Here is a 15,793-nt window from a genome sequence, read left to right on the forward strand (position 1 = left end):
AATGCCAACTGTGTAAAATGTATTAAATTATATAAATTATACTTCAAATAATGTGTAGAATGTTTCAAAGTTGGTTTGAAATACGACACATTTTTTAAAATACTAATTTTTTTTTACTTGTCCAAAATCTAGTTCCACAGGAGTTGATCTTCCAAATATAGATACTGAAACTTTTAATCTATTTTTGTCATAATCTACTTGTTCGACTATTCCGTTAAAATCTGAAAATGGACCATCGTTTACTCTAACCATTTCCCCAGGTTCAAATAATATTTTAGGCCTAGGTTTATCTCCGATTTGTTTAAGTCGGTTAATAATAATATTAACTTCTTTATTGCTTATAGGAGAAGGTTTGTCTGATGTCCCTCCTATAAATCCTAATACTCGGGGTATGTTTCGAATTAAATGCCAACTAGAATCGTTCATTACCATTTGAATTAGTACGTATCCAGGAAAAAATTTGTGTTCACTTTTTTTGCGTTGTCCTGCTTTAATTTCTACAACTTCTTCAGTTGGTACCATTACATCTCCAAACCATGTTTCCATATTGTTTATTTTGATATGTTCTCGTATCGATTGAGCTACGCGTCCTTCAAAACCAGAAAATGCTTGCAATACGTACCAACGTTTTTTTGAATTATTGTGCATATTATATTCTTAAACTAATTATTGATGATATAAATCGGACTAGAATATTGTCTAATCCCCATAAAATTAAAGATATAATAAAAGCTGTAACTATAACGATAACAGTTGTATAGAATGTTTCTTTTAAATTAGGCCAAGTGATTATTTTTATTTCTTCTTTTGCTTCGTATATTAATCGAAACATTTTTTTTCCTTGTTTTGTAAAAACAATTATTCTTAATATTAAGCTAGCTAAAGATAGGTTTATGATAACGTTTATTAACGGTAAAGATAAATTTATGTAATAGTGATTTATAAACATTAATGTTGTCAGTATTCCTATGCCAAACCATTTAGTTTTATCTGAAATGTGAAGATTTTTGTAGAATTTGGTAGTTTTAGTCATTTATTTTCCTAATATAATAACCATATAAGATGAAATCATGCATTATAATATGAGATATTTTTATAAATGGTAATAATAAAACAGGTTATTCAATTAGATTTTATTAGATTTGTTTTTTAGATTTGGATCTATTTTGATTTTGTTTATTAATTCATATCAATAAAATTTTTCATATATAACAATATTGATTGCAGTAATAATATTTTAAATATTAAATTACTTAATTTATATTAAACATTTGAATGTATTTCAACAAATTATATCTTTAAACTAATAAATTATTTTATAGATAAGTTTTATTTATATACAGAAAAAAATGAGCAAACATTAAATTTTTTGAGAGATAGATTTTTGAAAATAGTTATTATATGCTGATACCCAGATTTAAACTGGGGACCTCATTCTTACCAAGAATGTGCTCTTATCTAACTGAGCTATATCAGCAATATGTTTTAGTTAAAGCGAATAGCGGGAATCGAACCCGCATCATCAGCTTGGAAGGCTGAGGTAATGTCCATTATACGATATTCGCAAAACATAATATTTTAAGTGCAAATAAAAAGGTGTTTTGTTGATTTATGATGGGAGAAGGATTCGAACCTTCGAAGTCTATGACGGCAGATTTACAGTCTGCTCCCTTTAGCCACTCGGGAATCCCACCTTCTTTTTTATATACTTTTATTTTTATCGTGCCGGCTACCGGAATTGAACTGGTGACCTACTGATTACAAGTCAGTTGCTCTGCCTGCTGAGCTAAGCCGGCTTTTATAACCAATATATTACGTATAGATTAGTTTTTATGCAATATAAATTTGATATAATCAAATATTATTTTTTTAAACTTATAATGCTTATATAAAAATCATGAATTTAATTAAATTACAATAAATTATAAAGGTTGTTTAAAAAATATAATCAACTTTTTGATAATTATATTTATAGTGAAGATGGTATGCGTTGTATAGTTAAATGTCAAAATTATTTCAATAAGTGATTGATTTTTAAAATTATGTTATTTATGATTAAAATAGTATTTTTTAATTTAGTTGAGTATAAATGATTAAACTTATGATGAGAAATTTTAACACTAATTTAAATTCTAAATATTTTCTAAAGTGTTTAGTTAAGAATATTTTATATTATGATTTTATGTACGATAAATATTTTAGATATACTAGTAAATTGCCTTATATTATAGGGATTTCTGGTAGTGTAGCAGTAGGAAAAAGTACGATGTCTAAGTGGTTACAGATAGTTTTAAAAAAGTATTTTGTTAAAAAAAAATTTCTGTAGTTACTGCGGATGATTTTTTATATTCTAATAAAGAATTACACGCATTAGGATTAATAAAAAAAAAGGGATTCCCCAAGACATATAATATTAATAAATTAGTAAATGTTCTTTTAAATATAAAGTTAGGTATTTCAAATATAGTGATTCCTACATATTCTCATTTTTTTTATGATATTATCCCGTATTCTAAAAAAGTTATAGAAAGATCAGATATTTTTATTATAGAAGGTTTGCATATTTTGTGTCCTTTTTTGTATCAAAGACAAGAAAACGATCGCTTGTTTTTGTCTAATATTTTTAATTTTTTAATTTATCTTGATGCGCACGAGTTGTTGCTAAGAGAATGGTATCTTAATCGTTTTTTAAAATTAAGATATATTTCACAATTTTATCCTAGTTCTTTCTTTAATATCTATTCTAAAATGTCGTATCGAGAGGCAGTAAATATTGCTGATAATATATGGTATAACATTAATTATGTTAACTTAAAAAAGAATATTTTGCCTACTAAAAAATATGCTAATTTTGTTTTAACTAAGAATTTTAATCATAATATTAATAGTATTCAACTTATGCGTAAGGATAATATTCGATATCATTAGATATAATGTCTATATTTTTTAGTTTGATTTGAGTTATAATATATACGTTGTATATGTTTTTCTTTATGTTATTTTTAAAACGTTTCATTTATTTTTATGCATTGTCTGATAATTAGTTATTACTTTTAATGATTTTAGCTTCTAGTTCGAGGAAGATGTTAAATGTATTTTTGATTCTTGTTTGTATTATTTTAGCGAGTTCTAATACATCTTGTGTTGTAGCGTTATATTTATTAATTAATATTAGTGCTTGATTTTCATATACTTGAGCTCCTCCAATTGAGTGCCCTTTAAGTTGACATTGTTCAATTAACCACCCACCTGAAATTTTCACGTTACCATTTAGTTCAGGATAGTAAGGTAAATTTTTGTACTTAGATAATAACTGTTTAGCATGGTTTTCATTAATTATTGGATTTTTAAAAAAGCTTCCAGCATTTCCTATAATTTTAGGATTAGGTAATTTTGTTGTTCTAATGTGTTTAATGTAGTTAAAAATTTCATGAGCAGTAATATTTTTGTAATTTATCTTTTTTAAGGATAAATGAGTAACATTTGGACTCCATTTTTTTGGTAATTTAATTCCAACTGATAAAATCACATAATTATAGTAGTTCGCATTTTTGAAAATGCTATTTCTATATTTAAACATGCAATGTTTAGCTTTTATTTTAATTGTTTTAGTTGAGGTTAGAGAAAGTACTTCTACATAATCGCATACATCTTTAAATTCTAATCCATATGCACCTATATTTTGAATAGCAGCAGCTCCTGTTGTTCCAGGAATACAAGCTAAATTTTCTAAACCATAAATACCAATTTTGAGCATATATGTTATTAAGTACTGCCATTCTACTCCTCCTTTAACGTGTATTAACCATTTTTTTTTAGTTTCTACAACTTTAATTCCTTTTATCTCATTAATAGCTACAATACCATTATAATTTTTGTAAAATAATGTGTTGCTACCTTTTCCCAAAAATAAAAAAGGTATTTTTTTTTTACATATTTTCCATGTTTTAGTAAGAGCATTTATATTTTTTATTATAACGATTTTTTTAGCGCATACATCGATATTGAATGTATGAAATTTTTTTAAAGATTGATTTTTATATATCATTTTTTATTTTTATTGTGTAATAATGTCATTTGGAATATATTAACTGATTTTAAATTTAATTAATTAATATTTATTTTGAATTTTGTATAAACTTTTAATTGTTTTTAAAATAATTATGTGATTTTGCATGTGAAAACTATATTATTTATAAAAAATTTGAAATATATTTTGATCTCTATGTATTATTGCATGTATTTTCTAAAAGATATTTTAATTTTTAACATTTTTTATTATTTCAACAAAAAAATTAGCATAATATTTTAGTTTTTCAAATTTTTATTTTAAAAGGAGTTATAATATGAATTCGTTTAATACATGCTACTATGAAATGTTAAATGAAAACTTAGTAGATTTTAGTAGTAAGATAAACGTTTCTTTTGAGTTATTTCCTCCAAAAAATGAAATATCACAAAATAATCTTTGGAATGTTATTGGCCAATTGAAATTATTAAATCCTGTTTTTTTTTCAGTAACATGTGGGGCTTTTTTGGGGGAAAGAAATTGTACATATAATATTGCAAAAGTAGTAAAAAAGCAAACTAATATTGAAACAGTACCTCATCTTACTTGTGCTGATTTAACTAAAGAAGTACTAGAAAAAATTGCAAAGAAGTATTGGAATAATGGATTTCGTCATATTATAGCTTTAAGAGGAGATGTTAAAAATTATGAAAGACAACCAAAAATGTATGCTGTTGATTTAATAAAATTATTAAAAGGTATTGCTGATTTTGATATTTCTGTTGCTGCTTATCCTGAAGTACACCCTGAAGCTTGTAATGCTCATGTTGATTTAATTAACTTAAAGAAAAAAATTGATGCTGGTGCTAATCGAGCTATTACTCAATTTTTTTTTAGCGTTAATCATTTTTTACGATTTAGAGATTTATGTGTACGTCATGGTATCACTATAGATATTATTCCAGGTATTTTTCCTATTATTAATTTTAATCAATTATGTAATTTTTCTAAAATGAGTAATGTAACTATTCCGAATTGGATTCATCATATGTTTAAAGGATTAGATAACAATTTTGAAATTAGTAAGATTATAGGAGCTAGTATAGCTATAGATATCGTTAAAATACTTTACAAAGAAGGAGTAAGAAATTTTCATTTTTATACTTTAAATAAAGCAGAAGTGGTAATATCTATATGTCATGTATTAGGAATACAACATAAATCATGTTAATAATTGTTATAAAGTAAATGTTAATATATGAGTGTCTGCTTTTTATATAATTAATGTAAATATTAATGTTTATTTATACTTTTTTGTAAAGTACATGAAGATAAGTATTTTATTTATTTATATATTCCTAAAGATTTTAATACAATAGTATATTTTAATACAAATATGAATTTATCTGTTTTAAGTATATCAAGGAATTTAATATTTTATCACATTATATTGACTTTAGGACTTAAAATGATTAATAACAATATTATTAACAAAGTAGTATTGGCTTACTCGGGTGGATTAGATACTTCTGCTATTATTCCATGGATTAAAGAAAATTATAATGCAGATGTAGTTGCTTTTGTTGCTGATGTTGGGCAATCACAACACGATTTAAACGGTATTGAAGAAAAAGCATTACGATCTGGAGCGTCTCAGTGTATTATTGTTGATTTAAAAGAGGAGTTTATTAAACATTATGTTTACCCTGTATTGCAAACAGGAGCATTGTATGAAAGCAATTACTTGTTAGGTACAGCAATAGCTCGTCCTATTATAGCTAAAACTCAGATAGAGATTGCACTAAGATTAGGAGCTGATAGTTTATGTCATGGAGCTACTGGAAAAGGTAATGATCAAGTTCGTTTTGAATCAACATATGCTGCGTTAGCACCTCAATTAAAAGTAATTGCTCCTTGGAGAGAATGGAGTTTACGTTCGCGTCAGGAATTATTATCTTATTTAGAACAAAAGAAAATACAAACTACTGCTACTATTGAAAAAATTTATAGTAGAGATGAAAATGCTTGGCATATTTCAACAGAAGGTGGAATTCTTGAAGATCCATGGAATCGATGTAAAAAAGATTGTTGGGTGTGGACTGTAGATCCTAAAAATGCGCCTGATGTATCTGATATTGTTTCTTTAAAAATAAAACATGGTTGTGTAATAGCAGTAGACGGTGTTGATCTAACTCCATTGCAATGCTTAAATAAGCTAAATATATTGGGATCAAAACATGGAATCGGTCGTGTTGATATGATAGAAAATCGATTAATTGGCATGAAATCTCGAGGATGTTATGAAACCCCAGGAGGAACAATAATGTTTCATGCACTTCGTGCTATTGAACAATTAGTATTAGATAAGGATAGTTTTAAATGGAGACAGATGCTTGGGTTAGAAATGTCATATATAATTTATAATGGAAATTGGTTTAGTCCTATTCGTAGATCTCTTCAAGCATCAGCTACTGAATTATCTTTGGAATTAAATGGAGAAGTTGTATTAGAGTTATATAAAGGTATGGTGACCCCTATTCAAAAATGTTCACCTAATTCTTTATATTCTGAAGCATTTGCTACATTTAGTGCAGACAATGTATATTGCCAATCTGATGCACATGGTTTTATAAGATTGTTTTCTTTGCCTTCTAGAATACGGGCAATGAATAATCAATCTTGTTAATATATAAATAAACGTTAAAGATAGAATATAGATGTTAACTTAATTTTAGCAGATGGAGTAAATATAAGATGTTGTGGGGAGGAAGATTTGTACATAAGCTCAATTCATTTTTTAAAAAATTTAATTCTTCTTTAAACGTGGATTATAGATTAGTAGAGCAAGATATTTTTGCTTCTATAGCTTGGTCAAAATCGTTATTGAAAGTTGATATATTGACAATAGAAGAACAAAAAAAAATTGAAGTAGCTTTGAATGTTATATTAGCAGGTGTTGTTAAAAATCCTAAATTAATTTTAGATAGTAATGTAGAAGATGTTCACAGTTGGGTAGAGAAACAGTTAGTGAATATTGTAGGAGTAATTGGTAAAAAGTTACATACTGGAAGAAGTAGAAATGATCAAATAACTACTGATCTAAAATTATGGTGTAGACATAAAATTGGATTTTTATTAGAGCAAATAAAAAAATTTAAGATAGCTCTTATTACAGTTGCTGAAAGAAATCAATATATCATCATGCCAGGATACACACATTTACAAAGAGCTCAGCCTATTACTTTTTCTTTTTGGTGTTTAGCTTATATAGAAATGTTAAATCGAGATGCAGATCGTTTGAATGATGCTTTAAAAAGGTTAAATTTTAGTCCATTAGGATGTGGAGCTCTTTCTGGAACTTCTTGGAACATTGATCGAGAAATGTTAGCAAAAGAAATGGGATTTACATCAGCAACTAATAATAGTTTGGACAGTGTTTCGGATCGTGATTATGTCATAGAATTAGCATCTATTGCATCTATTGGTATGATTCATTTATCTAGATTTTCTGAGGATTTAATTTTTTTTAATTCTTCTGAATCAAAATTTGTAACGTTATCCGATGCAATTACATCAGGTTCTTCTCTTATGCCTCAAAAGAAAAATCCAGATGCATTGGAATTGATTAGGTCTAAATCTGGAAGAGTTGTTGGTTTTTTAGTTAGTATTTTGATTGTTTTAAAAGGATTACCATTATCATATAATAAAGATATGCAGGAAGATAAGGAAGGTTTGTTCAGTTCTTTGGATACGTGGAGTGATTGTTTATTAATGTCTGTTTTAGTTTTAGAAAATTTAGAAGTTAACTTTTCTGTTTGTTTAGAAGCAGCTAAAAAGAGTTATGCTAATTCTACTGAATTAGCTGATTATTTAGTCAAGAAAGGGATAACTTTTCGTGATGCTCATTATGTAGCTGGGAAAATAGTATTAGAAGCAATGAAGCACAAAGTATCATTAGAAGAATTAGATTTGGATTTGTTAAAAAAATATTGTAAGCATATTGAATGTGATATATATCAATGTTTAAAAATAGAATCAATTTTTGAAAAGAGAAATATGAAAGGGGGTGTTTCACCTGTGCAAATTCAAAATGCTATTAATCAGGTGAAACGAGAGTTAAATAGGTGAAGATTTTTTTATTAGAAAAAATTAAATATAAATAATGTTTATATGTAGTATGAACATCAAACATACGTCGATAATTCATCAATATATTTTAATATGCTTTGAAGTAATTTTATTGTTGAACTTATAGAAACCATTTTTTGTTTATTTTTAATAAAATGATAAGTTTAAAAAGTATTTAATATAATAGAAAATAGATTGTTGTTATAGTATAATTTTTTTGGTTACGATAAGAGATTTCTATATATTGTCTAAAAAACAGAATTAAATGATTTTTTAAGTTGTTGTTATAAGTTATATTGTTATATTTGGAGATACAATTTTGTTTGAAAAAATAGAATTGATATGGAATCAGATCTTATCTGAAGTGCAAACATTGGTGAATCAGGAACCAGCATTAATTGGTTTTTATTATTCTCATATAATAAATCATAAAAATTTTTGTTCAGCATTAAGTTATATTTTGTCTAACAAATTGGGAAACGAAATAGTTTCTATTGCTTCTATAAGAGAAATTATAGATGATATATATAATTCTCAGCATGATATTGTTGTTTCAGCAATACAAGATATACAGAAAATATACGAAAAAGATTTAACAGTAGAATATTATTCTATTGCATTTTTATATATAAAAGGATTTCATGCATTACAAGCATATCGTATAAGCAATTATCTTTGGAATAATCAACGAAAAGAATTAGCGATATATCTTTACAATCGCATATCAACTATATTTTCAGTTGATATTCATCCTTCCGCTAAGATAGGAAGTGGAATCGTACTAGATCATGCCACTGGAATTGTAATTGGAGCAACAACTGTTATACAAGATAACGTTTACATTTTTCAATCAGTTACATTAGGTAGTAGTACTAGAGAGGTTAGTGGAGTTTATCAGCGGTGTCCAATTATTCAAGAAGGAGTTGTAATAGGAGTAGGAGCGGTAATATTAGGTAATGTTGAAATAGGATCTAAAGTAAGAATTGGGGCTGGTTCTATTGTGTTAACTTCTATACCTTCTAATAGTACTGTTTTTGGAGTTCCCGCCAAAGTAATAAGTTTTTCTAATAATCGTTAGCAGCTATAATTTAAATTTTAACTAAATTAATTATATAGATATATTAATAGTGTAAAATTTTTTAGTTTTAGAAAAATATTTTTATTTCATTTGAGTTATAAATTTTAAAGTAATTGTTTGATTAATAGTATTATTAAATTTAATAATGATTTTTGATTTGCATGTATTATGTATTTTGTATAGTGCAGATATTTTATATGTGCAATTTAAGTTGAATAATAGTCTTATAATAAGAAATATGTTTAGTTAGATCGGTTAAAGCTTCCTATTAAAGAGGAAGCTTTTCAAGTATTTTAGTAAATATTCAGTTTAATCGTCTAAAAAACTACGTAGTATTTCAGATCGACTAGGATGGCGCAGTTTTCTTAATGCTTTAGCTTCTATTTGACGTATTCTTTCGCGAGTAACATCAAATTGTTTTCCAACCTCTTCTAAAGTATGATCTGTATTCATATCGATACCAAATCTCATTCTTAATACTTTAGCTTCTCGTGCTGTTAGTCCAGACAAAACGTTATGTGTAGCAGATCTTAAACTTTCTGAAGTGGCTGAGTCTAGAGGTAGCTCTAGTGTAGTATCTTCTATAAAATCTCCTAAATGAGAATCGTCATCTTCTCCAACAGGTGTTTCCATAGATATTGGTTCTTTTGCTATTTTTAATATTTTTCGTATTTTGTCTTCTGGAATTGACATTTTTTCTGATAGTTCTTCAGGTGTTGGTTCTCTTCCTATTGTTTGTAATATTTGTCTAGAGATTCGATTTAATTTATTTATAGTTTCAATCATATGTACTGGAATTCTAATAGTTCTTGCTTGATCTGCAATAGATCTTGTAATAGCTTGTCTTATCCACCAAGTTGCATATGTTGAAAATTTGTATCCTCTGCGATATTCAAATTTGTCTACAGCTTTCATAAGCCCTATATTACCTTCTTGAATTAAATCTAAAAATTGTAATCCTCGATTTGTATACTTTTTTGCGATAGAGATTACTAGTCTCAAGTTAGCTTCTACCATTTCTTTTTTTGCTTTTTTGGCTTGTGCTTCTCCAATTGACATTCTTTTATTTATAGCCTTTACTTGTTCTATAGTTAATCCTGTTTTTTTTTCAACTTTAGTTAATTTATTTAAGATAGTATTAAATTTTTCTCTTATTTTGTGAATTTTTTCAAACCATGGTTGGTTTTTGTATTTAGATAATCGTAGCCATATTTTTTTAGATTTTTTTCCTATAAAAAGTTTTAAAAAAGTTTTTTTGGGGACATGACAGCGTTTTACACACAATTCCATTATTAATTTTTCCTGCACTTTAATTTGTTCCATCATGTTTCTCATGCTATTAACTAAATAATCAAATTGTTTTGGAACTAATCTAAATTGTTTGAATATTTCTGATAGATTATGGATTTCAGTTAAAGAATCTTGATGATTTCTATTTTTATTTTTTATTGTATTATTAGTGATTATGTATTGGTTTTGTAGTTCAATGAACTTTTCTCGAGCTAATTCAGGATCAATATGATGATCATTATTGTTTTCATCTAAATTTTCATCGTCGTTATTGCGAATATTTTCTTCTTCTATGCATTCAGTTTCAGAATTATGAGAAGTAGGAGGCAATATTTCTTCTAAGTTTGGATCTACAAATCCATTAATTAAATCAGTTAACTTTAGTTCTCCTAGTGCTACTCGATCGTATTGTCTTAGTAGATAAGTAATGGCTTCAGGATATTCTGCTACAGAGCATTGAACTTGATTAATTCCTTCTTCTATTCTTTTTGCTATATCGATTTCACCTTCTCTAGTTAATAGTTCTACTGTTCCCATTTCGCGCATGTACATTCGAACAGGATCGGTAGTACGTCCTAATTCAGATTCTACGCGTGATAATACTTGTGCTGCTGCTTCTACTGCGTCTTCATCTGTATTTGCATTTCTTATTTCTTGTAATATAAGATCATCGGCATCCGGCGCTTCTTCTACTACTTGAATACCCATATCGTTAATCATTTGTATGATATCTTCTATTTGATCTGAATTAATAATGTCATTGGGTAAATGATCATGAACTTCGGCATAAGTTAGATATCCTTGTTCTTTTCCATGGGTAACTAGTAGTTTAAGTTGTGATTGTGGGTTGTGCTCCATAAGACGATATCCACATTTTATTGATATAGTTAATGTTTATTAATCATACCTAAAATAAGATATGATATGAATATGTTCAAATTATTTGCAAATTTTTTATTAAATATTTAGTTTTTTAAATTAAATATCATAGTTTTATTTCTTAAAGTTATAATGTTTAAATGTTGTTATGCAATGATTGTTGTTATTTAAAGATTTTTTATTAATGTAATTACATTTTTGCTAATTTTTTATTAATTATCCATAGTTTGTTTTTTTCTTGTCGTGTTAATCCTATTTTTCTTTCTTTTGTTATTAGTTTGTTGTATTCATGTTCTAGTGCTCTATTATTTAGGTTAGTTAATGAGTCTAAAAAAACTTGTTTTACTTGATTATCAGCAATCATGTGATTCCATTTAGCTAATTGTTTTAATTTTTCAAAAACTTTTGTTTTTCTATACATTTCTAATATTTGACCAGTATTACAATTAGGAAATTCAGTACATTTTTGCATTAGGTTTAAAAATATAGGTAATCCGGTTAAATTAAAATTATTTAAGTATTGTACTGATGGTATTTTTAAAACTAATGTTGGATTTTGTATTAGTAATCCAATAAGAATACGTATAGTAATTTTTGTTGTTGTTGGATATTCATTATATGCTTTTAATGTTTTATATGTATTTTTAGTATCTAGTTGTTTTAATACGTTTTGATCTGGAATACCTATTTTATTTCCTAGTTTGTGGAACAAATACATACGCATTACTTTACCAGGGATTTTATTTATTAAATTAATAATGGTAGAACTTAAATAAGATCGTTCGTTAATAGAATTTAAATTTATGTTTTCGAATAATTTGTTAAATAAAAAATTTGACAAACTTATTGCATTATTAATACGTTGTTCAAATTTTTTTGTACCTTCTTTTCTAATTATTGTATCAGGATCTTCACCATTAGGTAAAAACATGAATTTAATATGTTTCCCATCATGTATGTTAGACAAAGTTATTTGTAAAGCTCTCCAAGCTGCTTTTTTTCCTGCAACGTCACCGTCGTAGCAGTATATGATGGTATTTGTGATTCGAAATAATAGTCGTATTTGATGATTTGTTATAGATGTTCCTAGTGTAGCGATAGAATAATTTATATTGAATTGAAACAATGTTATGACATCAATATATCCTTCTACTACTAATAATTTTTCAGGTTTTGGATTATGTTTTAAAATTTCATATAAACCATATAAGTGGCGACTTTTTTGAAATATATTTGTTTCAGGAGAATTAATATATTTTGGAAAAGTATTATTAAGTGATCTTCCCCCGAATCCAACAACTTTTCCGTTTTTGTTACGAATAGGAAAGATTATTCTCTTTCTTAGACGATCATATTTATGTCCTGTATTGTTAATACCTAATACGCCAATGTTGATTAGTTCTTGAAAATTAAAATTGTTGGTTTTAATTTTGTTTTGTATTTCATTCCAATTTGAAACAGAGAAACCAATGTTGAAGTATTGAATCATGAATTTGTTTATTCCACGATTAATTAAGTACTCGTATGCGTATGCTATTTTAAATATGTTTTCATGATAAATATGAGATAATTTTTCTGTTAAAAAATATAAATTATTACGTTCTTCATAATTAAATTCTTGAGCAGAATACAACTTTTTATATGGTATATGTAAACCATTAATAATCGCTAGTTCTTCAATACTTTCTATAAATGTTAATTTTTCGTAATTTATTAAAAAATCAATAATGTTTCCATGTGAATTACATCCAAAACAATAATAAAATTGTTTTTCGTAACTTACAGTAAAAGATGGTGTATTTTCTTGATGAAAAGGACAATGTGCATTGTAATTTTTTCCGCTTTTTTTGAGTGGTATTTTTGTCTTAATTACATCAATAATGTTAGTTTGATGTAGTAATTCGTTGATAAAATATTTTGGAATTATTCCTTTCATGTTAGTTAACAATGTTTATTTGTATTTTTGACCGAACTTTTAAGTACAGGTCGGTCAGTTAGTTGTTTGCGATTAAAGGAGACCAAATTTAGTACATTCGAATTCGCTTGGAATTTTCTCTAGTGAGTTTTTTAGCTAAACGTTTTATTGCAGATGCTTTTGCACGTTTTCGTTCAGTAGTAGGTTTTTCATAAAATTCTCTTCTTCGAATTTCTGCTAGAATTCCAGCTTTTTCACACGATCTTTTAAATCTTCTCAGTGCTACATCAAACGGTTCGTTTTCACGTATCTTAATTATTGGCATATGTATCCTTGATTAAATTAACATAATTTTTTAATGTTTTTCTTAATAAAAATTTATATTAAAATGTTAACATTATATGAAGTTTTTTATAAGAAAAATGATTTTAAGCGACATATTTTAGAATGATTTATAATTAGTATTTGATTAGTATATATGTTTTTAATAATTATATTATAATGTAATATAAGAATATTAGGTAATATTTATATTTTAACGAATAATAATTATGATTTTCAACATATATGAGAATATTAGGTATTGAAACTTCTTGCGATGATACCGGAATCGCAATATATGATGACACTATAGGGATTATATTTAATAAGCTATATGATCAATCGTACTTGCACAATTATTATGGTGGTGTGGTTCCTGAATTAGCTTCAAGAAAACATCTTGAGGTATTGGCAGTATTGATTAAGAATACGTTAAAAGAATTTAATATTGATAAGCGTTCTATAAACGCTATTGCTTATACTGCAGGTCCTGGATTAATAGGTTCTTTATTAGTAGGTGCTGCTTTGGCTACTGCATTAGCTTATTCTTTAAATATACCTACTATTTTAGTAAATCATATGGAGGGTCATTTATTAACTCCTATGTTAGGATGTAATGCTCCAAAATTTCCATTTGTAGGATTATTAGTATCTGGAGGTCATACTCAATTGATTCATGCACATAGTATAGGGAAATATGAATTATTAGGTGAATCATTAGATGATGCTGCTGGTGAAGCTTTTGATAAAGTAGCTAAATTATTAGGATTAAATTATCCCGGAGGGCCTAGTTTGTCTAAATTAGCGGAGTCAGGTGTACTTAATTATTTTAATTTTCCAAGACCAATGATAAATAGAGCTAATTTAAATTTCAGTTTTTCTGGGTTAAAGACATATGTTTCAAATATGATAAAAAAAGAAAAAATTGATTTTCAAACTAAAGCAAACATTGCAAAAGAATTTGAAAATGCAGTTACAGATGTTTTGGTTTCAAAAAGTAAAAAAGCTTTAGAGCAATTAGGTTATACTACTTTGGTAGTATCTGGAGGTGTGAGTATAAATGTAGTATTAAGAAGTAAATTGAATTGCATGGCAAAAAATTATAAAAAAGAAATATTTTTTCCAAAATCAGAACTATGTACTGATAATGGTGCAATGATAGCATATGTAGGTATGTTGCGGTTTAAACGATTTAGTAGTTTTGATTTAAAAATTATTGTATATCCTAAATGGTCTATTGTCGATTTAAAATCAATATAATTTTTAACATTATATTGAATAGAAATTAATTTTTATGCGATATTTTAGTGAATTTTTGGTATGAAAATTAAAATTATTGTGTAATATGTTTCAAGGTTTTTCTATTATGTATAAGTTGTAATATATTTTTTTAGATCTTGAATAGTTAATACTGGAATATTATGTAGTTGTGAAAATTTAATAATTTCAAATAATTTTGACATAGATCCGTCTTTGTTAGTTAGTTCGCATAGTATTCCAGCGGGTTTAAATCCTGCTAAAGTTACTAATTCTATAGAAGCTTCTGTATGTCCTGGTCTTCCTAGAATACCATTTTTATGTGCTTGTAGTGGAAATATATGTCCAGGTCGATTTAAGTCTTTCGGTTTTGCGTTATCTCTAATTGCTGCACGAATGGTAGTAATTCTATCTTTAGCAGATACCCCAGTCGATACCCCTTGAGCTGCTTCTATAGTTATAGTAAAGTTGGTACCAAATTTACTAGTATTGTTTTCAACCATAAAAGGCAGTTCTAATTTTTTCCGTGTAGATTCTGTGATGCATAAGCATACAATTCCACTACCATATCGTATTGTTAATGCCATTTGTTCTATAGTCATTGTTTCTGCTGAAAAAATTAAATCACCTTCATTTTCTCGATTTATATCGTCTAAAACAATAACTCCACGTCTTAGTTTAAGAGCTTTTATTGCATTTTCTACACGTTTCTTGGGATTAATAGAAAGGAAAGATTCATATATTTCCATTTTTCACCTTTTTTAGTATATTTTATTATATTAGATATAATAATTAATTATGAAATGTGATTAAAACAGTATTTTATTACATGTTTTAATATACTACGATATTTGTTTAAAATAAATATTTCTAATATTTTATTAATGATGTTATACAAAAAATTCGTTGAATGTAC

General features: G+C 26.7%; 13 protein-coding genes and 4 tRNA genes. 6 read left to right on the plus strand and 11 right to left on the minus strand.

Annotation, left to right across the window (positions count from 1 at the left end):
• Window positions 1-102: 102 nt before the first annotated feature.
• The 6 genes from nusG to U0T58_00205 all read right to left on the minus strand — a co-directional run bounded on the left by nusG (window position 103) and on the right by U0T58_00205 (window position 1,796).
• The gene (gene nusG / locus U0T58_00180; GenBank protein XBC42335.1) at window positions 103-648 is read right to left on the minus strand and encodes a transcription termination/antitermination protein NusG; all 546 of its coding nucleotides are present in this window, start codon (window positions 646-648) and stop codon (window positions 103-105) included.
• Between the two features lies 1 nt (window position 649).
• Window positions 650-1,033, minus strand: a complete 384-nt coding sequence (gene secE, locus U0T58_00185; GenBank protein ID XBC42336.1) for a preprotein translocase subunit SecE — start codon at window positions 1,031-1,033, stop codon at window positions 650-652.
• A 369-nt stretch (window positions 1,034-1,402) separates the two neighbouring features.
• Window positions 1,403-1,477: transfer RNA gene (locus tag U0T58_00190), tRNA-Thr, on the minus strand.
• A 16-nt stretch (window positions 1,478-1,493) separates the two neighbouring features.
• Window positions 1,494-1,565, minus strand: a tRNA-Gly gene (locus U0T58_00195).
• 47 nt (window positions 1,566-1,612) lie between these two features.
• Window positions 1,613-1,694, minus strand: a tRNA-Tyr gene (locus tag U0T58_00200).
• A 29-nt stretch (window positions 1,695-1,723) separates the two neighbouring features.
• Window positions 1,724-1,796, minus strand: a tRNA-Thr gene (locus U0T58_00205).
• Window positions 1,797-2,454: 658 nt separating this feature from the next.
• Between U0T58_00205 and U0T58_00210 the strand changes: the two genes are divergently transcribed.
• Complete coding sequence (locus tag U0T58_00210) at window positions 2,455-2,928, plus strand: hypothetical protein (GenBank protein ID XBC42569.1); 474 nt, start codon at window positions 2,455-2,457, stop codon at window positions 2,926-2,928.
• Between the two features lie 112 nt (window positions 2,929-3,040).
• Here the strand turns inward: U0T58_00210 and murB are convergent, their stop codons facing one another.
• Window positions 3,041-4,048, minus strand: coding sequence for a UDP-N-acetylmuramate dehydrogenase (murB, locus tag U0T58_00215; protein ID XBC42337.1), 1,008 nt, complete (start codon window positions 4,046-4,048; stop codon window positions 3,041-3,043).
• Window positions 4,049-4,346: 298 nt separating this feature from the next.
• Between murB and metF the strand changes: the two genes are divergently transcribed.
• The 4 genes from metF to cysE all read left to right on the plus strand — a co-directional run bounded on the left by metF (window position 4,347) and on the right by cysE (window position 9,215).
• Entirely contained in the window at window positions 4,347-5,240 is an 894-nt protein-coding gene (gene metF / locus U0T58_00220) for a methylenetetrahydrofolate reductase (GenBank protein ID XBC42338.1), read from the plus strand.
• Between the two features lie 240 nt (window positions 5,241-5,480).
• Entirely contained in the window at window positions 5,481-6,695 is a 1,215-nt protein-coding gene (locus U0T58_00225) for an argininosuccinate synthase (protein XBC42570.1), read from the plus strand.
• Window positions 6,696-6,763: 68 nt separating this feature from the next.
• The gene (argH, locus tag U0T58_00230) at window positions 6,764-8,137 is read left to right on the plus strand and encodes an argininosuccinate lyase (GenBank protein XBC42339.1); all 1,374 of its coding nucleotides are present in this window, start codon (window positions 6,764-6,766) and stop codon (window positions 8,135-8,137) included.
• Window positions 8,138-8,456: 319 nt separating this feature from the next.
• On the plus strand, window positions 8,457-9,215 hold the full coding sequence (gene cysE / locus U0T58_00235; GenBank protein ID XBC42340.1) for a serine O-acetyltransferase: 759 nt from the start codon (window positions 8,457-8,459) through the stop codon (window positions 9,213-9,215).
• Window positions 9,216-9,524: 309 nt separating this feature from the next.
• Here cysE and rpoD read toward each other — a convergent pair whose 3' ends face one another.
• From rpoD to rpsU, 3 genes are all read right to left on the minus strand, one after another.
• Entirely contained in the window at window positions 9,525-11,363 is a 1,839-nt protein-coding gene (gene rpoD, locus U0T58_00240; protein XBC42341.1) for an RNA polymerase sigma factor RpoD, read from the minus strand.
• Between the two features lie 211 nt (window positions 11,364-11,574).
• Window positions 11,575-13,320 carry a DNA primase gene (gene dnaG / locus U0T58_00245; protein XBC42342.1) on the minus strand — a complete coding sequence of 582 codons (1,746 nt, stop codon included), beginning with the start codon at window positions 13,318-13,320 and terminating at the stop codon, window positions 11,575-11,577.
• Between the two features lie 88 nt (window positions 13,321-13,408).
• Window positions 13,409-13,624, minus strand: a complete 216-nt coding sequence (gene rpsU / locus U0T58_00250; protein XBC42343.1) for a 30S ribosomal protein S21 — start codon at window positions 13,622-13,624, stop codon at window positions 13,409-13,411.
• Between the two features lie 242 nt (window positions 13,625-13,866).
• Between rpsU and tsaD the strand changes: the two genes are divergently transcribed.
• Window positions 13,867-14,880 carry a tRNA (adenosine(37)-N6)-threonylcarbamoyltransferase complex transferase subunit TsaD gene (gene tsaD / locus U0T58_00255; GenBank protein XBC42344.1) on the plus strand — a complete coding sequence of 338 codons (1,014 nt, stop codon included), beginning with the start codon at window positions 13,867-13,869 and terminating at the stop codon, window positions 14,878-14,880.
• Between the two features lie 104 nt (window positions 14,881-14,984).
• Here tsaD and ribB read toward each other — a convergent pair whose 3' ends face one another.
• Entirely contained in the window at window positions 14,985-15,626 is a 642-nt protein-coding gene (ribB, locus tag U0T58_00260) for a 3,4-dihydroxy-2-butanone-4-phosphate synthase (protein XBC42345.1), read from the minus strand.
• Between the last annotated feature and the right edge of the window lie 167 nt (window positions 15,627-15,793).

Origin of the sequence: Buchnera aphidicola (Meitanaphis elongallis) (genome assembly GCA_039830015.1) — a bacterium.
Taxonomy (GTDB): Bacteria; Pseudomonadota; Gammaproteobacteria; order Enterobacterales; family Enterobacteriaceae; genus Buchnera_B; species Buchnera_B aphidicola_AU.